The sequence below is a fragment of the Micromonospora sp. DT4 genome (genome assembly GCF_049841675.1).
GTDB lineage: Bacteria > Actinomycetota > Actinomycetes > Mycobacteriales > Micromonosporaceae > Micromonospora.
The window spans coordinates 16,002-37,326 of sequence record NZ_JBNCKT010000004.1 but is presented as its reverse complement, the minus strand read 5'-3'; the positions used below and the strand labels follow the sequence as shown (position 1 = coordinate 37,326).

Genomic DNA, 21,325 nt, shown 5'->3' with positions numbered 1-21,325 from the left:
ATCTCCCACTTGCCGGAACCGTCACCCTCGCCGCCCGGTCACACGCGCGGTCGCCGTACGCTTTCTCTCATGCGCCATGAGTGGCATCAGCTGAGCCATCCCGCGGTGGGCAGCCCGGGCCTGCAGACCAGCCGTCCGACCGTCGACTCCGCCGAGGACGCTGCCCTCGGTCTGGACCGCTGGCGGGAACTGCCCCGCGAGCAGGTCCCACCGTGGTCCGACCCGGCCGCCGTCGCCGAGGTCTGCAAGGTGCTCGACACCGTGCCGTCGGTCGTCGCGCCCTACGAGGTGGACCAGCTCCGGCAGAAGCTGGCGCTGGTCTGCGAGGGCAAGGCGTTCCTGCTCCAGGGCGGTGACTGCGCCGAGACGTTCGCCGACAACACCGAGAGCCATCTGCTGGCCAATGCCCGCACCCTGTTGCAGATGGCGATCGTGCTCACCTACGGCGCGTCGCTGCCGGTCGTCAAGGTCGCCCGGGTGGCCGGCCAGTACACCAAGCCCCGTTCGCTGCCCACCGACGCGCGTGGCCTGCCCGCGTACCGCGGCGACATGATCAACTCGCTGGAGGCCGATCCCGCCGCCCGCGTCGCCGATCCGCAGCGCATGATCCGGGCATACGCCAACTCGGCCGCCGCGATGAACATGCTGCGGGCGTACCTCGCCGGTGGGCTCGCCGACCTGCACGCGGTGCACGACTGGAACAAGGGCTTCGTGCGGACCTCCCCGGCGGGGGAGCGTTACGAGGCGATCGCCCGGGAGATCGACCGGGCGTTGGCCTTCATCCGGGCCTGCGGGATGACCGACGACGAGGCGCTACGGACCGTCACCCTCTACTGCTCCCACGAGGCCCTGGCCCTGGAGTACGACAGGGCGCTCACCCGGGTCTCCGACCGTCGGGCGTACGGGCTGTCCGGGCACTTCCTCTGGGTCGGCGAGCGCACCCGGCAGATCACCGGCGCGCACATCGACTTCATCTCCCGGATCGCCAACCCGATCGGCGTCAAGCTCGGCCCGACGACCTCCCCGGACGAGGCGATCGAGCTGTGCGAGAAGCTCAACCCGGACAACATCCCCGGCCGCCTCACCCTGATCAGCCGGATGGGCAACCACCGGGTCCGCGACGCCCTGCCGCCGATCGTGGCCAAGGTGACCGCCTCCGGCGCCAAGGTGGTCTGGCAGTGCGACCCGATGCACGGCAACACCCACGAGTCGTCCAACGGCTACAAGACCCGGCACTTCGACCGCATCGTCGACGAGGTGCTCGGCTACTTCGAGGTGCACCGTGGCCTGGACACCCACCCCGGCGGCATCCACGTCGAGTTGACCGGTGAGGACGTCACCGAGTGCCTCGGCGGCGCCCAGGGCATCGAGGACCTCGACCTGCCTGACCGGTACGAGACCGCCTGCGATCCTCGGCTGAACACCCAGCAGTCGCTGGAGCTGGCCTTCCTCGTCGCGGAGATGCTCCGTGGCTGACGCGTGCGGCCCCCTGTCGGCCGCCGAAAGGTCAGTTCCGAGGCTGAGGCCCCTGTCGGACGAGAATGACCGTGGCCAGGTGTGCGAGACCCGCGACCGGCTGCCGAAAGGGTGACTGTGGCTGATCTTGTTGACCTGCGTTCCGACACGGTGACCCGGCCGACCGCCGGGATGCGCGAAGCGATGGCCGCCGCCGAGGTCGGCGACGACGTCTACGGCGAGGACCCCACCGTCAACGCGTTGGAGGCGGAGGTCGCCGCGCTGTTCGGGCACGAGGCGGCGCTCTTCGCCCCGAGCGGGTCGATGGCCAACCAGATCGCCCTGCAACTGCTGGTGCCGCCCGGCGACGAGCTGCTGTGCGACGCGGACGCGCACGTCGTCACGTACGAGATTGGCGCCGCTGCCGCGTACGGCGGGATCTCCTCGCGGACCTGGTCGGCCGTCGGCGCGGACATCGACCCGGAGGTGGTCGCCCGGATGATCCGTCCGGACGGCTACTTCGCCGTGCCCACCCGCGCGATCGCCGTCGAGCAGACCCACAACCGGGGCGGTGGCGGCGTGATCCCGCTGGCCACCCTGCGGGAGCTGCGCGGTGTCGCCGACGCCGCGGGGGTGGCGCTGCACTGCGACGGTGCCCGGATCTGGCACGCGCACGTCGCCGACGGCGTGCCGCTGACCGAGTACGGTCGGCTGTTCGACACGCTGTCCGTCTGCCTCTCCAAGGGGCTCGGCGCGCCGGTCGGCTCGCTCGTGGTGGGCAGCGCGGAGAAGATCGAACGGGCCCGGATGATCCGCAAGCGGATGGGTGGCGGCATGCGCCAGGCCGGTATTCTCGCCGCCGCCGGCCGGTACGCGCTCGCGCACCACGTCGACCGCCTGGCCGAGGACCACGCGCGCGCGGCCCGGCTCGCCGAGACGGTCGCGCCGTTCGGGGTGCTCGCCACCACGGTCCGCACCAACCTCGTTCCGCTGGACCTGACCAAGCACGCGCTGGACGCCCGCGCCCTGGCCGCCGCCGCGCGCCAGGAGGGCGTACTGATCTCGGTGCTCGGCCCCCGGGCCGCCCGCCTGGTCACCCACCTGGGCCTCGACGACGACGCGGTGGCCCGCGCCGCGACCGTCCTGACCAGGGTCCTCGCCGCCTGACCCACTCCCTGTCGATCAAGAGCTTTGCGTCATCCAAAGACCGGATTTTGCCGCAAAGCTCTTGATCACCGCTGCGGGCGGGCGGCTTCAGGGGTTGAGGCGGGTCAGGGTTTCGATGTCGGCCTTGTGGCCCAGTTGCTTCTCGCTGGGGGTCTCCACGACCACTGGGACGCCTGCGGTGGCCGGGTGGGCCATCAGCTCCGCGAAGGCCGGTTCGCCGATGGTGCCCTTGCCGATGTTCTCGTGCCGGTCCCGGGTGGAACCGCACAGATCCTTGGAATCGTTGGCGTGCACCAGCCGCAACCGGTCCGGCCCCACGGTCGCCACCAGCGTGTCGAGGGTCGCGGTCATGCCGCCCTCGGCGGCCAGATCATGCCCGGCCGCCCAGGCGTGGCAGGTGTCGAAGCAGACTCCGAGCATCGGATGCCGGTCCACCGCGTCGAGGTAGGGCCCGAGGTGCTCCACCCGGGAGGCGAGGGAACGGCCGCCACCAGCGCTCGGCTCGACCAGCAGCATCGGCCCGCCGGCCTCGGCGGCCCAGTCGAGCAGCGGCAGCAGCTCCCGGCGGACCTGCCGCATCGCCTCCTCGGCGTACCCCTCGTCGACCGAGCTGCCGGCGTGGAACACCACCGCCTGCGCTCCGATCGCCGCACCCCGGCGCAGCGCGTGCGCCAGCGTCAGCGCCGACCTCTCGACGGTGGCCGGGGTGGGTGAGCCCAGGTTGACCAGCAACGAGGCGTGGATGAACGCCGGGATGCCCCGCTCGGCGCAGCCCTCGCGGAACAGCGCGTCCTGCGCCGGGTCACCCGGTGGCAGCGCCCAGCCCCGCGAGTTGGAGACGTAGACCTGCACGGCTGCGGCGCCGGTCGCGTCGGCGTACGGCAGGGCCGCCCTGGCCAGTCCGCCTGAGGTCGAGGTGTGCGCGCCCACCGGCCGCGCGGAGATCGCCGCCATCAGAAGCACGTGATGACGACCGGGGTGCCCGGAGGCACCTGCGAATTCTCGCCGGGGGCCTGGATGCGCGCCACCGCGTTCGGGTTGACGGCGATCGTCACCGGGAAACCCTGGCTCTCCAGCACCTGCTTGGCCTGCTGGCAGGGCAGGTCGACCACCCGGGGCACCACGACCAGCGGCGGGCCCTTGCTGATCTCCAGCTTGACCTCGGCGCCCTTCTCCACGCCCGCGCCGTCGGCCGGGCTCTGCCCGAGGATCTCGTCCTTGGGCTTGTCGGAGTCCTTGAAACTCTCCACCGGCACCAGGCCGAGCTGGCCCAGTTTGGTGCGCGCCTCAGTCAGGCTCTTGCCCACCAGGTTCGGCACCGTCACCGGCGCCCGGCCACGGCTCAGGATGAGCGTGATCTTCGTGCCCGGCTTGACCTCGGCGCCCACCTTCGGGGAGCTGTCCAGGACGACGCCGGCCGGCAGGGTGTCGTCATAGCGGGTGGCGCCCTTGGCGACCACCAGTTGGGCGTTGACCAGATCCGCCTCGGCCAGCTCGTACTCCTTGCCGGTCACGTCCGGCACCGGGAAGCGCTCCGGGCCCAGCGAGAGGGTCAGGGTGATCGTGCCGCCCTTGACGATCTTGCTGGACGACGACGGGCTCTGCCCCAGCACGCTGTCCTTCGGCGCCTTCTCGTCGAAACGGGGCTCCCCGTACGCCAGGGTCAGGCCGGCGCGGTCGGCCTGGGCCTGCGCCTCGGCCTTGCTCAGGCTGACCAGTTGAGGGGCGGAGGTGTAGCGGCCGGCGCCGAACCACCAGCCGCCCAGCGCGGCCACCAGCCCCAGCGCCACGACCACGACCGCGACAGCCAGGCGACCCCGCGAGTTGCTCAGCACCGTGTCGCGCAGCTCGGCGAACCGCGCACCCAGGCCCTCGGCGGGCTCCGTTGCGGCCCGCCTGCGGCCCGGGCTCTGGCTGCCGCCCTCGGGCAGTCGCGCCCAGGTGGGCCGTTCCGCCGGGCGGATCGCGGCGACCATCATGGTCGGCTGGGAGACCGGCGGCTCGTCGGTCACCCGGCGCAGTACGGCGGTGTTGCTGCTGTTGACGTTGCCCAACTGGTCCCGGGCGACCTGGACCTCGGCCAGCAGCGCGCCGGCGTCGGCGGGCCGGGCGGAGGGGTCACGTCGCGTGGCGCGCTGCACCAGAGCGTCGAGGGTCGGCGGCAGGCCGGGCACCAGCGTCGAGGGCGCCGGCACGTCCCGGTCGACGTGCTGCCAGGCGACGTCCACCGGACGGTCCCCGTCGTACGGCACCCGACCGGTGAGCATCTCGAACAGCACGATGCCCGCGGAGTAGACGTCGGTACGCGGATCGGCCCGACCCTCGGTGACCAGCTCCGGGGCGACGTACGCCACGGTGGCCATCAGTTGGTTGCCCTGCTCGTCGTCGGCGCTGGCCTCGACCGCGCGGGCGAGCCCGAAGTCGGCCACCTTGACGACGCTGTCCACCAGGTTGGCGACGCCGCCGGTGGGCGCCTCGGCGACCAGGACGTTCTCGGGTTTGACGTCGCGGTGCACGAGGCCGGCCCGGTGCGCGGCGGCGATCGCGGCGAGCATCTGCTCGGCGATGGCCAGCGCCTCGTCCGGGTTGAGCCGGCGTCGTTCGGCCAGCACGTCGCGCAGCGTACGGCCGCGGACGTACTCCATCACCAGGTACGGCAGGTTGGCGTGGGTGCCCTGGTCGTAGACCGCGACCACGTTCGGGTGGGTCAGCCGGGCGATGGTCTTCGCCTCGTCGGTGAACCGGGCCACGAAGTTGGCGGCCCGGGCCCGCGCCTCGGGCGCCTGGGTCGGGTGAATGATCTTGACCGCGACGGTGCGCTCGAGGCGTTCGTCGGTGGCGGTGTACACGGTCGCCATGCCGCCACGCGCCACGCGACCGCGAATGCGGTAGCGCCCGTCGATCAGCGAGCCCAGCAACGTGTCGGCGACCTGTGTGTCCATCGGCAGGGAGTCTATGTGTCCAGGGGGTGGGAGTTGAACAGGATGCTACAGCCCGGGGACGTACCCGGTGCGTCCCGCCGTGACCGCCACCCCGGCGGCGGCCCTGAGCCGCTGCTCACCGGGGGTGCCCACCCGCGGACGCGGACCGGTGGTGTGGGGTGCCGGTGGTCCGCGACGACGGCGGCGTGGCAGGGTGATCGGGTGACCGAATCCGTACCCGACCCCGAGCTCGCCGGCCCCACCGACCCGGCCGGCTGGCTCGCCCTGCCCGACGTCGCCGAGCGGCTCGACGTGTCGATCAGCAAGGTGCACCAGATGATCCGCGACCGGGAGCTGCTGGCGGTCCGCCGCGACGGCATCCGCCGGATACCCGCGGATCTGGTGGCCAACGAGACCGTTCTCAAGCACCTGCCCGGCGTGCTCAACCTGCTCGCCGACAACGGCTACGACGACGAGGCGGCGCTGCGCTGGCTCTACCAGCGGGACGACACGCTCCCCGGCAACACGCCCGCAGCCGCCCTCTCCGGCGACCAGGCCCGCGAGGTCAAACGCCGCGCCCAGGCCCTGGGTTTCTAGCCCATTTCTAGCCCTCCGCCCTTCCCCGCGTCGATCATGAGGTTAGCGGCGCGACACGCCGAGGCGAACGCCGCTAACCTCATGATCAACCGCAGGGCGGCGCGCAGGGCGGCGCGCAGGGCGGCGCGCAGGGCGGCGCGCAGGGCGGCGCGCAGGGCGGTGCGGGGGTCAGTCGGCTCGGCGGGTTGCGGCTATGGCCAGGTCCATCAGGGCCTGGCGGGCCTCGGTGTCCAGGTCGACGGCGGCCAGGGCGGCCAGGGCGCTGTCGGTGAGCGTCACGATGCGCTGTTCGGTGCGGGCGAGAGCCCCGCTCGCGTGGATCAGCTCACGCAGGCGGGCCACGCCCTGCTCGTCCAGGTCCGGGTTGCCGAGCTGACCGAGCAGCAACTCCCGGCCCGCGTCGTCGGTGGCCTCCACGGCCGCCGCCACCAGATAGGTGCGCTTGCCCTCGCGCAGGTCGTCCCCGGCCGGCTTGCCGGTCTGCGCCGGGTCGCCGAAGACCCCCAGCACGTCGTCGCGGAGCTGGAACGCCTCGCCCAGCGGCAACCCGTACGCCGAGTAGGTCGTCCGGACGTCCTCGCCCGCGTCGGCCAGCGCGGCCCCGAGCAGCAGCGGGCGCTCGACGGTGTACTTCGCCGACTTGTACCGGGCCACCTTGCTGGCCCGTTCCACCGAGGTGTCCCCGGTGACCTGGGTCAGCACGTCGAGGTACTGCCCGACGGTGACCTCGGTGCGCATCTCGTCGAAGACCGGCCGGGCCCGGGCCACCGCCCGCAGGTCCAGGCCGGCGGAGTGCAGCAGCTCGTCGGACCACACCAGGCACAGATCCCCGAGCAGGATCGCGGCGGCGTCGCCGAACCCGTCCGGGTCGCCGCCCCAGCCGGCCGCCCGGTGCCGGGTGGCGAACCGCCGGTGCACCGCCGGCTCGCCGCGCCGGGTGTCGGAACGGTCCATCAGGTCGTCGTGGATCAGAGCGCTCGCCTGCACGAACTCCAGTGCCGCGAGGGCGGTGAGAACCTCGTCGCCGTCCACCCCGCCGGCACCCCGGAATCCCCAGTACGCGAAGGCCGGGCGGAGGCGCTTGCCGCCACCGAGCACGAACGCCTCGATCGCCTCCGCCACCGGGACGAGGGCCTGGTCGACTCGGGTCAACCGGGCCCGCTGGCCGGCCAGGAACTCGGTGAGCGCCTCGTCGACCCGCTGCCGCAGGCCGGCGCGGTCGACGGGGGACACAGGAGCAGCGTGGGTCACGCCACGACGCTAGCGGGTCGCCACGGCCCGCGCCCCACCGCCACGCGTAGTCTTGCCGGCACGGCCCGGGCCTGTCCGCCCGCCCGGCCGTGCACCGCCCCCGCCGTGTCGGCCCGACCCGGCCGCCGCGGGCGGGCCGGTCCGCCGGGCGCGCACGGCCGCCTCGGTGAGCACCGCCGCCGGTGCGTCCAGCACGACGGCGAGCCAGCCGAGCCAGAAACTGCCGGGTACGCGTCGCTGCCGTTCCCACCGGGACACCTCGTGGCGGCTCAGCGTCGCGACGCCCGCCGCGGCGCACAATTCGGCGGCGGCTCGGCGCTGGCTCCACCCCCGGGCCAGCCGATGCCGGACCAGCAGCGGCCCGAGTTGGGTGCGGTGCGGCGGTGGAGACGAGGTCACGGGTCCTCCCGGCGGGCGTCGACGCGGTGACACCCCGCCCGCGCGACGGGCCGGGCGCACCTCGGTTGCGTGACCCCCACGCCGGAGCCGGGCCGCCCCCGCCGCCCCTCCCGCGTTCCCCATTCCTACCCCGGGGGTACGACGACTTCCCCGCCGGAACCCAGCGAGGAGGCCAACATGTTCCTGACAACTGCAACGAAAGCTCGCCACGTGTCCGGAGTGAAGGCCAGGGCCGGACCAGTGACGTCCTTGCTGTCTCGCACGCCGACGACACCAGAGATGTTGTCGGCAACCTCCACACAGTTGCCCTGCGCCCCGCTCCGGGTGCTCCTGCGCCAGGTAGCGCCAGTCAGATCAGCCACGGTGCCTCTCGAGCCGGTCAAGGTAGAGCGCGCCCGAAAGACCTTCGTTGTAGACCGTCGTCGGCTCGGCAGATCTTGCCCCATTCGTCGGGAAGTCAAGGATGACGAACCCGCCGGACACCACTACTTGCGTGATCGTGCCGTTGAGCGGAAGCAGTCTGATGGACACGTTGGGCGCATCGCCGGCTTGGACAAGCTTGGCTATCTGTCCTGACATGCCGGGCGCGTTCTTGTGTAGTAGTGCTTCCTCGATGATCACATCTAGCGTGGGCGCGACAGGTGCCTCCTGGTCAGCAACCGCTGACGCTCGATGCGTAACTCAACCAACTTCGCGGCCTCATCGTCAGTGACCTTCGGGCGGGTGCGGACGACGTGAGCGGCGTACTCCGGGGTCTCACGTGGAGTGTTGCACATCACTTCAATGCTGCTGGATCGTGCCTGCTAGAAGCCGTTGAGGGTTGCCTCGGGAGGTAGATCATGCGCCGTTGGAAGTGGTTTCAGAGACCAGGCGAACCCATGGACGTCGTTGAGACGACCAGCTTCCCGAGTCAGGCAGGTGCCTACCGTCCTGATCAATGGCCCGGACCGGGCGCGGCGACGAAACGCCAGGCTGCGAAGCGTCGCAACCAGCAGGCCAGAAAGCCGATGAGGCTCAACCCCGGAGACATTCTGCTTCTCACCAAGGAAGCGAGCATTCAGTTCACAAAGCCAATGACGTTCAGGGTGATCGGGGTGGTGACGGACTGGATTACCTATGACGGCTGGGTTTGGGTCGATGGATATCAGCTAGACAAGAAAGGCGATGCCGTGGAGAGGCGGCGGATCTTTGTCCAGTCGGCAGGCTTGCAGGTCGTCACGGCGGCGGTAGGCGACGGAAGGATCAAGCGTCCACAACGACGATGACGCAGCTGGGTCGGTTCAGGTGAGATCGATCCAGTAGTCCAGATCCACCAGGTCGGCACGCCTGACGATGTGCGCCACCTCGACCACGCGCTCACCGACATACGTCTGTCGAGTGATCACCACGACGTGAACGCCGCCAGGGATCTGTAGAGACTCAATCTCATCCGGCGTCGGCATCCTCCATCGCGGTCGCTCGTGGATGCCAGTGACGGTATGCCCGAGGCTGTATAGCTGTGAGGTGTTGCCACCCGGCCAGGGCTCGTTCTTCGGGTCGGCTACCGGGGTGCCGGCGACCATGTCGAGCAGCAGCGACGAGACGGACATCTGTTGCGGCACGCCGTGAGTGCGGAACAGGAAATGGCGCTCCAACAGCATCGTCCCCTGCTCCACCCCGAACAGCTCGGCCATGGGCTCGGTAGCCGGCACCTCGACGAAGCTCCTGTCGAGGCTGTAGGCAGACCACTCAACCTGCTGATCAGCAGTGAAGGACGTTCCGAGCTCGCCGCTGCGAACCTGCTCCAGCTCCTTGCGGTACCTCTCGGAGGCGAGTCGACGCACGGGCATGATCGGACGGGCGTAGGTGCCTCGTCCAACCTCTGTCATCACCAAGCCCTCGGCCCGCAGTAGCGCCAACGCTTCACGAACGGTCCCGCGCGCGACTGCGAACTCGGCCATCAAGGTCGATTCACTGGGCAGCAAGGAGCCGGGGGCGATCACGCCGGCCTCGATGCGGTGGCGTAGCTCGTCAGCAACCTGCCGGTAGCGCCGCGGCTGTGGGTGCGGGGTAGGCACGCCCGTCACCGTACTCCGGATCTTCCCGACCGCTTGTTCGCCATGACACGACATTGCCTCTCTGAACAGGCTGCCTAGACAGGCTTACGGTTGCAGTGTGGCCGGCACGCTGAGTGATCTTGGGGTAGGCACTGCGTGTCGGCCACCCAAGGAGTCTCGGGAGGCAGCTCATGCGTCGATGGAAATGGTTCCAACGTCCTGACGAGTCGATCGACGTCGTCGAACGCTCGGCCTATCAGCCTGTGACGTGCGACCCTCCTACGCCGCTACGGAAGCAGGAAGATCCCACCAGCGCACGGCCAGCCGCGAAGCGGCACAGCCAGCGAGACGACCGCCATGCTTGAGGAGATCAGGCCGGAGCCACCGTTTCCCGTGATCATGGCCGGTTTCATAGTGGATCTACACATCCGCAAGACGTGCCCAGGCTGCCGGCAGGATGGCTGTCCAAAGCTCAGAGCCGCTGGACTCACCCTGAAGCTCTGGCGGGCAAGGAAGCAGCCGTGAAGTCCGGTGACGTCCTGCGGCTTGGTCGGAAGGTCAGCGTTCAGTTCATGAGCCCGATAACCGTTCGGGTCATCAGAAGGCTTGACTGGGTTACCTACGACGGTTGGTGCTGGATCGACTGTTACCAGCTCGACAGCAGAGGTGATGCCATCGCCAGACGTTCGCTGTTTATCCGACCTGAGTTCGTGGAGTTCGCCGTAGACGGCCTGGCTGCGCCGCAGGGGCGGGATCGACCGACTCGCGTACGGCGGTGGGAAGCTCCTGGGTCCCGGTTGCGCCGCCCGCTAGAGTCGGGTCGTGGCGCTCGGTCTTCCCTCGGTACTCCCCAATCCGCAGCCGGCGATCGGGGCGCTCATCCGTGACCGTCAGCCGACGTTCTCGTTCGAGTTCTTCCCGCCCAAGACCGAGGCGGGGGAGCGGCTGCTCTGGCAGGCGATCCGCGAGCTGGAGTCGCTGCGTCCGTCGTTCGTGTCGATCACCTATGGCGCGGGCGGTTCGACCAGGGACACCACCGTGGCGGTGACCGAGCGGATCGCCACCGACACCACCCTGCTGCCGATGGCCCACCTGACCGCCGTCAACCACTCCGTGGCCGAGTTGCGGCACGTCATCGGGCGGCTCGCCGGGGTGGGGGTGCGCAACGTTCTGGCCGTACGCGGCGACCCACCGGGCAATCCGGGTGGCGAGTGGGTCCGGCACCCCGAGGGCGTCGACTACGCCGAGGACCTGGTCCGGCTGGTCCGTGACTCCGGTGACTTCAGCGTCGGTGTGGCGGCCTTCCCGTACAAGCATCCCCGTTCACCGAACGTGGCCAGCGACACCGCGCAGTTCGTCCGTAAGTGCCGGGCCGGCGCCGAGTTCGCGATCACCCAGATGTTCTTCGAGGCGGACGACTACCTGCGCCTGCGCGACCGGGTGGCCGCCGCCGGCTGCGCCACCCCGATCCTGGCCGGGGTGATGCCGGTGACCCAGATCGGCACCATCGAGCGGTCCGTGCAGCTCTCCGGGGCGCCCTTCCCGCCGGCGCTGGCGGCGCGCTTCGAGCGGGTGGCCGACGACCCGGAGGCGGTGCGCCGGCTCGGCATCGAGCAGGCCAGCGAGATGTGCCGCAGGCTGCTGGACGAGGGCGTACCGGGAATCCACTTCATCACCCTCAACCGGTCCACCGCGACCCGGGAGGTCTGGCAGAACCTCAGGGCCGGCGCGCGGATGTGAACGCGGAGTCGGCGACACCTGGTGCGCGGCACGACGGTTGATCCTCAGGTGGGCACACAGCTGAACTGGGACCAGTACGCCACGGCGTGGGCGCGGCTGCACGGCGGGTTCGACCCGCGGGTCGCCGCGCCGGTGGTACGCGCCTGGCTGCGGTTCGCCTACCACGTCGGGTACGTGCTGGGCCGGCTGCGGGTCGGCCCCACCCCGGTCACCGCGGTCGGGGTGCTGCTCTGCTTCTGCGTACCGCTGCTGGCGACCCGGCCGGGCGACGGACCGTTCCTCGGCGCGCTGTTCGTGCTGCTCGCCGCCGTGGCCGACAGCGTGGACGGCGCCGTGGCGGTCGCCACCGGCCGTACCACCCGGCTCGGCTACGTCTACGACTCGCTGGCGGACCGGCTCGGCGAGGTGGCGTGGCTGCTGGCGTTCTGGCTGGTCGGCGGGCCGGGCGCGTTGGTCGTCGCGGCTGGTGCGTTGTCCTGGCTACACGAGTACGTCCGGGCCCGCGCGGTGTCCGCCGGGATGCGCGAGATCGGCGCGGTGACCGTCGGCGAACGTCCCACCCGGGTCTCGGTCGCGCTGGCGGGTCTGGTGGTCGCCGGGCTGGCCGGTCTGATCGAGCCGGACCTGGCCGCCGGCACCATCACCATGGCGACCGCCGTGTGGGTGCTGCTCGCCGGCTTCGGGCTGGGGCAACTGCTGTCCACCGTCCGCCGCGCGCTCCTCGACGCCGGCTGAGCGACCGGGCCGGCTGAGCGACGCCTGCGGCTGAACGACCGGGCCGTCCGGGCGACCGGGCCGTCCGGGCGACCGGGCCGTCCGGGCCGTCCGAGCGACCAGGCCGGACTACCAGGCGGGACCGATCTCGTCGGCGACGATCTGCGCGGAGAGGGTCACCATCGGCAGGCCGCCACCGGGGTGGCTGGAGCCGCCCACCAGCCACAGCCCGTGCGCCGGCCCCCGGTTGGCCGGGCGGAGCAGGCCACCGGCAGTGCCGTAGATCGCCCCGCCCGGCGCACCGGTCGCCACGTCCAGGTCGGCCGGGGTGCGCACCTCGCGGAACAGCAGCCGGTCCCGCACGTCGACGCCGCGCTCGGCCAGGACGTCCAGGATCCGGTCGGCGTACGCGTCGGCCAGCCCGGGGCGTCGCCAGTCGACCGCGCCACCAGCGGTGCCCTGTCGGGCGGCGTTGACCAGCACGAACCACGCCTCGTGTCCGGCCGGGCGGACCATCGGGTCGTCGGCCACGGTGACGAACACCGTCGGGTCGGTCGCCGGCCGGGCCCGTACGCCCCGGCCGGGGTCGCCGAAGACGGCGTCGAACTCCGCGTCGTAGTCGCGCGGGAAGAACACGTTGTGGTGGGCCAGCCCGGTGCTGCCGGAGACGCCGAGCAGCAGCACGAAACCGGCGAGGCTGCGGTCGGTCAGCGCGGCCAGCCGGCGGGGGTGCGGCAGCAGGTCGCGGTAGACGGTGAGGGCGTCCACGTTGGCCACCACCACGTCGGCGGGCACCGGCGCGGCGACGCCCGCGAGGCGTACCCCGTGCACCCGGCCGCCGGTCGCGTCGATCCGGGTGACCGTGGCGCCGGTCTGCACGACCACGCCGAGGTCCAGGCAGCGGGTCAGCAGCGCGTCGGCGAGGGTGCCCAGCCCGCCGCGCAGGTACCAGCCGCCGAAGGCCAGCTCGGCGTAGGGGACCGCGACCAGCGCCGCCGGCGCGCGGCGCGGGTCGGCGCCGGTGTAGGTGGCGTACCGGTCCAGCAGCATCCGCAGCCGCGGGTCGGTCAGGTGGCTGCGGCCCAGGCCGCGCAGGGTGCGACCCGGGGCGATGGCGGCCAGGTCGCCGATCCGCCAGGCCAGCGACGCGAGGTCGCGGGGGGAGTCGACGGTACGGCGCAGGATGTCCCGCGAGGAGACCTCCCACACCCGTGCGGCCCGGCGCCACAACCGTTGCCAGTCGGCCGCCGCCCGGTCACCGAAGGCGGCCCCGATCCGCGCGGCGAACTCCACCGGGTCGGCGCACGAGTCCAGGGCCGGGCCGCCGTCGGAGAAGACGTGTCGGACGATCGGGTCCAGCGGAACCAGATCCAGGTACTCGTCGAGCTTCGCCCCGGTCGCCTCGAACAGGTCGTGGAACACCTCGGGGAGGGTGAGCAGGCTCGGCCCGGTGTCGAACTGGAACGTCCCGGCGGGGGTGTCGTGCGCATACCGGCCGAGCTTGCCGCCGACCGTGCCGGCAGCTTCGAAGACGGTCACCTGGTGCCCGGTGGCGGCCAGCCGGGCGGCGGTGGCGAGGCCACCCACCCCGGCGCCGACGACCACGATCCGCGCCATGCCGTGCCTCCCTAGCTGACCGGGCGGCCCCGCCAGGTCAGGCGGCGTCGCTTCCGCAGATGGTACGACCGCAGGGTCAACCAACCGAGGACCACGACCGACACGGGGTGTGCGAGCGCGTCGGGCCACCACCGACCCCCGGTCGCGCGGGCGGTGAGCACCCGTCCGGCCACCCCGAGCAGATAGCCGGCCAGCCCGACAGCGGCCACCTGTGGCACGCCGGCCACGAGGCCGACCAGCGCGACCAGCGGGGGGGCGGTGTAGAGCAGCAGCAGCGCCGTCACCACGGCTGCCGCCGCGCTCGGGTGCCCGAACGACGCCCACAGCGACTTCGAGTACCCGTCGCGCAGTTGCGGCCAGTCGTCGTACATCCGACAGGTGGCCAGCCGGGAGCCGTCGGCCAGGGCGATCCGCCCACCGGCCCGCTTGACCGCCCGGGCCAGCTCGACGTCCTCCAGGATCTTGTCGGCGACCGCGGCGTGCCCGCCGGTGGCGGTGTAGCCGGCCCGGTCCACCACCAGGAACTGCCCGCCCGCCGCGGCCAGCGACGGTCGCCGCGAGCGCTCCATCGCGCGCAGCGGCAGGAAGGTCAGCCAGAGCCACTGCAACAGCGGCTGGACCAGCCGGTCGGCCGCCGTCGCCACCACGATCCGGGGGTACGGCGACAGCAGCGTCGCGCGGGCGGCGCGCAGCTCGGTGACGGCCGCCGCCACGGCGTGCGGGGCGAGCACCACGTCGGCGTCGACGAAGACCAGCGCGGTGGCCTGCGGGTCGGCCCGGGTGGCCAACTGCCAGCAGGCGTGCGGCTTGCCCAGCCAGCCCGGCGGCGGGGCCACCCCGGTGAGCAGGGTGACCCGGGGATCGTCGCCGGCCACCGCGCGGACCACGTCGGCGGTGCCGTCGGTGGACCCGTCGTCCAGGACCACGATGCGCAGCCCGGGCACGCCCCGCTGGGCGAGCAGGGCACGCAGGCAGGGCGTGACCCGGGTCGCCTCGTCGCGCAGCGGCAGCAGCACGGCCAGCGGCTCGCCGACCTCGCCCGGCCGGTCGCTGGGCCGGCGCAGCCAGCGGGCGGCGTTGACCCAGGTGTGCGCGGTCAACGCGGCGACGGCGACCAGCAGGGCGTACAGGACGGTCATCGGGTCGCGTCGACGCCGGTACGGTCCGGCTGGTGGGCCCCCTGCTGGATCTCGCCGGCCCGGTGGGCGCGCAGCAGGGGCACCGTCAGCGGCACGGCGGTGACCGCCATGCCGGCGGCGCCCCAGAGCGCCGAGGCGGGCAGGTCCAGGAAGACGGCGTGGGCCAGGATGCTGGAGAAGTACGTCCACAGGTAGAGCGCGACCATCGGGTGGTCCCGTCGGTCGGTGCGCTCGACAGCCGGGCCGGCCAGCGGGCGCAGCGCGCTCATCAGCAGCACCGCGAAGAGCAGCCAACCCAGGTAGTTGCTGACCGGGATGCCCGTCAGGCCGGGCAGCGCGCGGGTGGCGTCGCGCCAGACCCAGTAACCCTCGGCGACCATCTGCGGGTCGAGGAAGAGGTCCCAGGCGGCCAGCCCCACCGCGGCCAACGCGATCCTGCCCACCCACCGCCCGGCGGTCGAGACGCTGCCGCCGCCGGTCAGGCGGACCGCGGCCAGCCAGGCCGGCCAGGCCATCCAGGTCCAGGCCAGCGGGATGATCAACGGTACGCCGGCCAGCTTGGGGCCCAGTTCGCCCGAGTAGTCGTAGCTGCCGAACGGCACACCGGTGGCCACCCCGATCGCCTCGATCGCGAACCCACCGCCGGTGGCCACTGCGACCAGCGCCGCCGCCACCCGAGGGCCCCGGCTGAGCAGCGCGTGGCCGACCGAGAGCAGCCAGCCGAGCACGACGGTGGCCACGGTCAGCCCGGCCCGGGTCGCGCCGGTGGTCAGCGGGTAGCAGATCTGGGCGAGCACCAGGACGCCGAGCAGCGTCCAGGAGATCCGCCGGGTCATGACGCCGGAGGCTCGAGCGGCAGATCTCGACCGAGTACGCCGAAGGGCCGCTCGTCACCGGGGAAGTGGAAGTCGCGCAGCACGTCGACGAAACCGAAGCGCCGGTACAGTCGCCAGGCCCGCGAGGTCTGCTCCTCGGCCTCCGGCGTGGACAGCAGCGTGGTGTCGCCCTCGGCCATCGTGAGCAGCGCCCGCAACTGGCCGGCGCCCAGGCCGTGCCCCTGCGCCGGCGGGCGGACGTGCAGCTCGACCACCTCGAAGGAGTGGGGGAGCCAGCGCTTGCGGGTCGGACCGTCCAGCGCCCGGTGCACCTGGTCGTGCCACCACTGGCCGGGGCCGCCCAGATAGCCGTACCCGAAGCCGGCGAGGTGACCCTCGCTGGTCAGGCTGGCCACGGCCCGGAAACCGGGCCGGCGGACGTGGGTGGCGATGTAGCCGCGCCGGGCCTCCAGCAGGTCGGTGCGGTATCCCATCGCCTCGCCGTAGACGGCCACCACGTCGTCCAGCCGCCGGACGAGATCGTCCGGCGTCCAGCGCACCAACCTCATGCCCGTCCACCCTTCACTGTCGCCTGGTCGGCGTCGGCGACCCAACCGAGGACCGTCCGGTCGCCGACCACGTCGCGTACCTCGAACCGGGCGAACAGCTCCTCGGCGTACCAGCCCGCGGTGGGGGTTCGCATGATCGCCGCCCGATGCTCCGGGTGACGGTACGCGAACGCCACCAGGTCCGTCGGGTCGCGCCACACACTGACCGTTCCCTGCCATCCCAGCGGGGCCTCACCGACGCCGAACCGGGCCAGCAACCCGGGCGCGTCGCGCAGGGCGGCGGCCACCGGCGGGATCGCCCGCCAGAAGGTGGCCGCCCGGCGGGCCCGTAACCGGGCCCGTGTCAACGCCAGCACCGGCCCGGTCACCCGACCGCCCGGCGGTTCACCGAACGGCCGCTGACCGGACCACTCGCCCCGGCTGCTCAGCGGGCGCAGGTCGACCCGGGTCTGGGCCTGGGCGATCCGTGCCCAGGCACGCCCGACCGGCGAGTCGTCGAAGCCGGCCGCCGCGGCGGGGGAGTCCCAGACGGTCAGCGCCGCCCACCGGGTCAGGTCGGCGTCACCCGGCCCGAAGCCGGTACCGGTCCCGGTGCCCAGCAGCTTGCCGAACCGTACGCCGGGCAGGGCGCGCAGCCGGCGCGGGTCCACCGCCATCCGGGTCAGCGCCCGAGGCAGCGCGCTCCGGGCGATCCGCCACACGTGCAGGGTGACCAGCTCCGGTACGGCGTTGCTGTGCTCGCTCCCGCCACCGCTTCGCGGCGCAAGCGCATCGCTCCCGCCACCGCTTCGCGGCGCAAGCGCATCGCTGCTGTGCCGCTCGGTTCGCTCGCTCACGCCATCTCGGTCGGGGTGCCGGCGGTGACGCGCAGCAGTTCGGCGTAGGTGGTCGGGAAGACCGCCTGCGGCACGCCGCCCGCGGCCCAGATCTGCGGGTACGCCGCCAGCGCCGTGTCCACCAGGGTGCGCAGCGCCCGCGGGTGCCCGAGCGGGGCGACCCCGCCGATCGGCTGGCCGGTGTGCTCGCGGACGAACTCCGGGGTGGCCCGGCGCAGCCGGGTGACGCCGATGGACGCGGCCAGGCCGGCGGTGTCCACCCGGTGCGCGCCGGAGGTGAGCACGAGCAGCGGCGCGTCGTCCGCGTCGAAGATCAGCGAGTTGGCGATCTGGCCCACCTCGACGCCGAGCGCCTCGGCGGCGGCTGCCGCGGTGTGCACCGCCTCGGGCAGGAGGCGGACCGTGCTGAACTGGCCGGCGTTGTCGAGCGCGCCGGCGTTGTCGAGCGCGCCGGCGCCGTGGAGCGCGTCCTGCACCGCCCGTACGTTCGGGTGTGGCTGCATTCCGTCATTCTTCCCGGTCCGTGTGTGCCGGTTCACCCCGGCGCACACGGACCGGCGAGCCTCGGCGCGTCACACGTTGCATTTTCCTCGGAGGGGAGGTGTACTGTCAGCAGCAGTTAGAACGAGTGTTCGATTGCCTCGTACGCTCGTTCCAACCAGCCGGAGCGCGGTGTTTCGCGGCACCAGCTCCGGGCGGTGCGGCTCCGCGGGCCGCACCTGGGTTTCTGGGCAGTCGCGAGCCCGGTCCCATCAGGCAGGAGCGTCGCTCGCCGCCCACGACCCCCGGGCGGCGAGCGACGAACCCGCCGGTACGCCGGCCGGGTGTGGTGTGGGGAAGCATCCACACCCGGCCGGCCACCCCCGGTGCGTCTTCCTCCGCACCACCCGACCTCGGCGTCTCGTCGGCGGCACCACCGCCCCGGCTTACGCCCCGGCCATGTGGAGGAGACAGTCCATGCCGACCAACCCGGCTCAGGCACCGACGGTGCCGGCGCACGTGCTGCCGCACCGCACCCCTGCCCAACTCCTCACCCTGGCCCGTCGTGGGTTGGTCGAGGCCGGCCAGACCCGACCTGACGGCCTGCGCTACGCGGCCGCCCACCTGGCGGCGCTGCGTGCGGCGGCCGCCCTGCTCGCCGCCCGGGCCCGACCCGCCCCGAGCCGGCGCAACCGGATCACCAGCGTCTGGGTCCTGCTCTGCGCCGTCGCCCCCGAGCTCGACGAGTGGGCCCGGTTCTTCGCCGCCGGGGCCAGCAAGCGAGCCGCCGCCGAAGCCGGCATCCCCCGGGTGGTCAGCGCCCGGGAGGCCGACGATCTGCTCCGCGCCGCCGAACAGTTCGTCACGGTGGTGGAGACCGCGCTCGGCGTGGCGCACCAACCGGCCCTGGACGGCCTCGCGGCGTGAGACAGCCGTGACGTCGGCCGCCTGGAAGGGAAGCCGGGCGGCTGGCGTCACGGTGCGTCGGTCCTGATCTGTTCCACAGCAACGACGGGGGGTTGGTCCAATGGCGGGCCGGATGGTGGTCGGTTCCGCCGCGCTGGCCGATCTGGTACGCCCGGCGAGCGCACCCGATCCGGTCGGCGGTCACCGCGTGTTGCCGGTGGCGCCCGAGCTGACCGGCCTGTTGCCCAACCGGGGCCTACGCCGGGGCAGCACGATCGCGGTCGCCACCGGTCAGCCCCGACGTAGTGGGGGCACCTCGCTGGTGCTCGCCCTGCTGGCCGAGGCGTCCCGGTCCGGTTCGTGGTGTGCCGTGGTCGGAGTGCCGACGTTCGGCGCGGGCGCGGCAGCCGAGCTGGGCATCTCCCTGGACCGGCTGGCCCTGGTGCCGGATCCGGGTTCCGAGTGGGCCACCGTGGTCGCCGCGCTGATCGACGGGGTGGATGTCGTGGTCACCGCCGTACCGGCCGCGGTCTCCGCCTCGGTCGCCAACCGGCTCGCCGCCCGGGCCCGGCAGCGCGGCAGCGTGCTCGTTCCGTACGGCCGCTGGGACGGCGCGGACGTGACGTTGCAGGTGGTCCGCGGGGTCTGGGAAGGGCTCGGCCAGGGCCGGGGGCGGCTGCGTCGCCGAGAGGTCACCGTGTCGGCGCGCGGGCGTGGAGCAGCCGCTCGTCCCAAGGAGATCAAGGTCTGGCTTCCCGGCGCCGAGCTCACCCGCGTCATCCCCCGGACGGTGCGGTCGGGCGTGGGCCGACCGTCCGTGCCGCTCGCCCTGGTCGGGTCGGTGTGACCGGCTCGCCGACCCGGACCCTGCTGCTGTGGTGCCCGGACTGGCCGGTGCTCGCCGCCGAGATCGTCGACGGGGTGCCGGCCACCGGTCCGGTCGCCGTGCTGCACGCCAACCGGGTGGTCGCCTGCTCCGAGCGGGCCCGTGCCGACGGCGTACGCCGAGGGCTGCGCAAGCGGGAGGCGCAGGGCCGTTGCCCGCAGCTCACCGTCGTGGAGTACGACCCCGCCCGGGACGCCCGGGCGTTCGAGCCGGTGGTCGCCGCGCTGGAGGAACTGGTCGCCGGCGTCGAGGTGGTCCGTCCCGGGGCCTGTGCGGTTGCCGCCCGCGGCCCGAGTCGTTACCTCGGCGGCGAGGAGGCGGCCGCCGAACGGCTCATCGAGCACGTCGCCCAGTCGTGCCTGGTGGAGAGCCAGGTGGGCATCGCCGACGGGGTGTTCGCCGCCGGGCTGGCCGCCCGCGCCGGGCAGGTGGTGCCGCCGAATGGGACACCGGCGTTCCTGGCCGGGATGCCGGTCGAGGCGCTCGGTCGGTCCGCGCTGGCTGACCTGCTGCGCCGCCTGGGGGTGCGGACCCTCGGTGAGTTCGCCGCGCTACCGGCCGGCGACGTGCTGGCCCGATTCGGGTTCGACGGTGCGCTGGCCCATCGGCTGGCCGCCGGCCGGGATCACCGCCCGCTCGCCGTCCGGCAGCCGCCAACCGACCTGACGGTGACCTCCGGGTACGACGAGCCGATCGACCGGGTCGACGCGGCCGCGTTCGCCGCCCGCGCCCTGGCCGAGCAGTTGCACGACCGGCTCGCCGAGCACGGGCTGGCCTGCACCCGGCTCGGCATCGAGGCGGTCACCGAGCACGGGCAGGAACTGCACCGGGTGTGGCGGCACGACGGTCTGCTCACCGCCGCCGCCATCGCCGATCGGGTGCGCTGGCAACTCGACGGCTGGCTCTCCGGCAGCAACGGCCGCGCCGGCGCCCGACCGACCCGCCCGACGGCCGGCATCATCCGACTGCGGCTGATCCCGGACGGGGTGATCGCCCAGGGTGGCCTGCAGACCGGTCTCTGGGGGGAGACCGGCGAGGAACGGGAGCGGGCGCACCGGGCATTGAACCGGGTACAGGGCATCCTCGGTCCGGAAGCGGTGGTCACGGCGGTACTCGGTGGTGGACGTTCCCCGGTCGACCAGGTGCGACTGGTGCCGTGGGGCGACGAGCGGCTCCCGGCCCGCCCCGGCCCACCGGCAGTTGCCGGCGCGGGCGATGGTGCCGGCGGCGGCGGCGGCGGCGGCGGTGGTGGTGGTGGTGGTGCCGGTGGTGGTGGCGGTGGTGGTGCCGGCGGTGGTGGTGGTCTGGCGACCAGCCGGGGTGGGGGTAATCCGCCGTGGCCGGGTCGGCTGCCGCCGCCCGCGCCGGCCGTGGTGCTGCCCAGCCCACTCGCCGCGACCGTGCACGACGCCGACGGCGAGCTGGTGGTGATCAGCGCGCGGTTGGCGGTGAGCGCCGCTCCGGCGCGGCTGGTGGTCGGCACCGGCCGGCCGGCGGAGATCGTGGGTTGGGCCGGGCCGTGGCCGGTGGACGAGCGCTGGTGGGCGCCGGCCGAGGCCCGCCGCCGAGCCCGGTTCCAGGTCAGTCTCGCCGACGGTGCCGCTCTGCTGCTCGCCGTGGAGTCCGGGCAGTGGCTGGTGGAGGCGATCTATGACTGAGTCAGGTCGGCCCCCGACCGGCGTCGGCGGGTCCGGCGTCGGCGGGTCCGGCGTCGGCCGAGGGGCGGATGTCCTGATGAGCGTGATGACTCAGGGGCATAAATATGCCTGTGAGTCATCACGCTCATCGCACCCCTCG

Annotated in this window: 21 protein-coding genes and 1 pseudogene; 9 read left to right on the top strand and 13 right to left on the bottom strand. The window is 72.8% G+C overall.

The window, feature by feature from the left end:
- The first annotated feature begins 69 nt into the window (after positions 1-69).
- Both ACLQ24_RS02745 and ACLQ24_RS02740 read left to right on the top strand, forming a co-directional pair.
- The gene (locus ACLQ24_RS02745) at positions 70-1,476 is read left to right on the top strand and encodes a class II 3-deoxy-7-phosphoheptulonate synthase (RefSeq protein WP_355236549.1); all 1,407 of its coding nucleotides are present in this window, start codon (positions 70-72) and stop codon (positions 1,474-1,476) included.
- Between the two features lie 117 nt (positions 1,477-1,593).
- Positions 1,594-2,622 (top strand): threonine aldolase family protein, encoded by a 1,029-nt coding sequence (locus ACLQ24_RS02740; protein ID WP_425888817.1) that lies wholly within the window; start codon positions 1,594-1,596, stop codon positions 2,620-2,622.
- Positions 2,623-2,709: 87 nt separating this feature from the next.
- Here ACLQ24_RS02740 and ACLQ24_RS02735 read toward each other — a convergent pair whose 3' ends face one another.
- Both ACLQ24_RS02735 and pknB read right to left on the bottom strand, forming a co-directional pair.
- Complete coding sequence (locus tag ACLQ24_RS02735; RefSeq protein ID WP_425888816.1) at positions 2,710-3,576, bottom strand: deoxyribonuclease IV; 867 nt, start codon at positions 3,574-3,576, stop codon at positions 2,710-2,712.
- Positions 3,576-5,564, bottom strand: coding sequence for a Stk1 family PASTA domain-containing Ser/Thr kinase (gene pknB / locus ACLQ24_RS02730; RefSeq protein WP_425888815.1), 1,989 nt, complete (start codon positions 5,562-5,564; stop codon positions 3,576-3,578). The genes ACLQ24_RS02735 and pknB overlap by 1 nt, the downstream gene beginning before the upstream one ends.
- 201 nt (positions 5,565-5,765) lie before the next feature.
- Here pknB and ACLQ24_RS02725 point away from each other — a divergent pair, with 201 nt between their 5' ends.
- Positions 5,766-6,140: an Rv2175c family DNA-binding protein gene (locus ACLQ24_RS02725; protein WP_425888814.1), complete on the top strand. Its 375-nt coding sequence runs from the start codon at positions 5,766-5,768 to the stop codon at positions 6,138-6,140.
- A gap of 168 nt (positions 6,141-6,308) precedes the next feature.
- On the opposite strand, the gene ACLQ24_RS02720 is transcribed toward ACLQ24_RS02725, so the two are convergent.
- From ACLQ24_RS02720 to ACLQ24_RS02705, 4 genes and pseudogenes are all read right to left on the bottom strand, one after another.
- Positions 6,309-7,391 (bottom strand): polyprenyl synthetase family protein, encoded by a 1,083-nt coding sequence (locus ACLQ24_RS02720; protein WP_425888813.1) that lies wholly within the window; start codon positions 7,389-7,391, stop codon positions 6,309-6,311.
- Positions 7,392-7,400: 9 nt separating this feature from the next.
- Positions 7,401-7,790, bottom strand: coding sequence for a helix-turn-helix domain-containing protein (locus ACLQ24_RS02715; protein ID WP_425888812.1), 390 nt, complete (start codon positions 7,788-7,790; stop codon positions 7,401-7,403).
- Between the two features lie 125 nt (positions 7,791-7,915).
- Positions 7,916-8,152 (bottom strand): DUF397 domain-containing protein, encoded by a 237-nt coding sequence (locus ACLQ24_RS02710; RefSeq protein WP_425888811.1) that lies wholly within the window; start codon positions 8,150-8,152, stop codon positions 7,916-7,918.
- Positions 8,151-8,548, bottom strand: a pseudogene (locus ACLQ24_RS02705) (Scr1 family TA system antitoxin-like transcriptional regulator); the annotation flags it as partial. The gene ACLQ24_RS02710 and the pseudogene ACLQ24_RS02705, both read right to left, overlap by 2 nt.
- A gap of 120 nt (positions 8,549-8,668) precedes the next feature.
- Between ACLQ24_RS02705 and ACLQ24_RS02700 the strand changes: the two are divergent.
- On the top strand, positions 8,669-9,055 hold the full coding sequence (locus tag ACLQ24_RS02700) for a hypothetical protein (protein ID WP_425888810.1): 387 nt from the start codon (positions 8,669-8,671) through the stop codon (positions 9,053-9,055).
- A 15-nt stretch (positions 9,056-9,070) separates the two neighbouring features.
- Here ACLQ24_RS02700 and ACLQ24_RS02695 read toward each other — a convergent pair whose 3' ends face one another.
- A complete protein-coding gene (locus ACLQ24_RS02695) occupies positions 9,071-9,847 on the bottom strand; it encodes a GntR family transcriptional regulator (protein ID WP_425888809.1) in 777 nt (258 codons plus the stop codon).
- A gap of 801 nt (positions 9,848-10,648) precedes the next feature.
- Here ACLQ24_RS02695 and metF point away from each other — a divergent pair.
- Together metF and ACLQ24_RS02685 are read left to right on the top strand one after the other, a co-directional pair.
- Positions 10,649-11,566 (top strand): methylenetetrahydrofolate reductase [NAD(P)H], encoded by a 918-nt coding sequence (gene metF / locus ACLQ24_RS02690; protein WP_425888808.1) that lies wholly within the window; start codon positions 10,649-10,651, stop codon positions 11,564-11,566.
- Positions 11,567-11,614: 48 nt separating this feature from the next.
- A complete protein-coding gene (locus tag ACLQ24_RS02685; protein ID WP_425888807.1) occupies positions 11,615-12,301 on the top strand; it encodes a CDP-alcohol phosphatidyltransferase family protein in 687 nt (228 codons plus the stop codon).
- A gap of 108 nt (positions 12,302-12,409) precedes the next feature.
- Here the strand turns inward: ACLQ24_RS02685 and ACLQ24_RS02680 are convergent, their stop codons facing one another.
- The 6 genes from ACLQ24_RS02680 to ACLQ24_RS02655 all read right to left on the bottom strand — a co-directional run bounded on the left by ACLQ24_RS02680 (position 12,410) and on the right by ACLQ24_RS02655 (position 17,759).
- Positions 12,410-13,897: a phytoene desaturase family protein gene (locus tag ACLQ24_RS02680; RefSeq protein WP_425888806.1), complete on the bottom strand. Its 1,488-nt coding sequence runs from the start codon at positions 13,895-13,897 to the stop codon at positions 12,410-12,412.
- 11 nt (positions 13,898-13,908) lie between these two features.
- Entirely contained in the window at positions 13,909-15,036 is a 1,128-nt protein-coding gene (locus tag ACLQ24_RS02675; RefSeq protein ID WP_425888805.1) for a glycosyltransferase, read from the bottom strand.
- Entirely contained in the window at positions 15,033-15,872 is an 840-nt protein-coding gene (locus tag ACLQ24_RS02670; RefSeq protein ID WP_425888804.1) for a carotenoid biosynthesis protein, read from the bottom strand. Before ACLQ24_RS02670 ends, ACLQ24_RS02675 begins: the two co-directional genes overlap by 4 nt.
- Entirely contained in the window at positions 15,869-16,420 is a 552-nt protein-coding gene (locus tag ACLQ24_RS02665) for a GNAT family N-acetyltransferase (RefSeq protein WP_425888803.1), read from the bottom strand. Before ACLQ24_RS02665 ends, ACLQ24_RS02670 begins: the two co-directional genes overlap by 4 nt.
- On the bottom strand, positions 16,417-17,136 hold the full coding sequence (locus ACLQ24_RS02660) for a monooxygenase (protein WP_425888888.1): 720 nt from the start codon (positions 17,134-17,136) through the stop codon (positions 16,417-16,419). Before ACLQ24_RS02660 ends, ACLQ24_RS02665 begins: the two co-directional genes overlap by 4 nt.
- A 116-nt stretch (positions 17,137-17,252) precedes the next feature.
- Positions 17,253-17,759: a YbaK/EbsC family protein gene (locus ACLQ24_RS02655; protein ID WP_425888802.1), complete on the bottom strand. Its 507-nt coding sequence runs from the start codon at positions 17,757-17,759 to the stop codon at positions 17,253-17,255.
- A gap of 454 nt (positions 17,760-18,213) precedes the next feature.
- Here ACLQ24_RS02655 and ACLQ24_RS02650 point away from each other — a divergent pair, with 454 nt between their 5' ends.
- The 3 genes from ACLQ24_RS02650 (at position 18,214) to ACLQ24_RS02640 (ending at position 21,186) form a co-directional block, all read left to right on the top strand.
- Positions 18,214-18,663 carry an SAV_6107 family HEPN domain-containing protein gene (locus tag ACLQ24_RS02650; RefSeq protein ID WP_234589090.1) on the top strand — a complete coding sequence of 150 codons (450 nt, stop codon included), beginning with the start codon at positions 18,214-18,216 and terminating at the stop codon, positions 18,661-18,663.
- A gap of 100 nt (positions 18,664-18,763) precedes the next feature.
- A complete protein-coding gene (locus tag ACLQ24_RS02645) occupies positions 18,764-19,489 on the top strand; it encodes a hypothetical protein (RefSeq protein WP_425888801.1) in 726 nt (241 codons plus the stop codon).
- The gene (locus tag ACLQ24_RS02640) at positions 19,486-21,186 is read left to right on the top strand and encodes a DNA polymerase Y family protein (RefSeq protein ID WP_425888800.1); all 1,701 of its coding nucleotides are present in this window, start codon (positions 19,486-19,488) and stop codon (positions 21,184-21,186) included. Before ACLQ24_RS02645 ends, ACLQ24_RS02640 begins: the two co-directional genes overlap by 4 nt.
- Positions 21,187-21,325 lie beyond the last annotated feature (139 nt).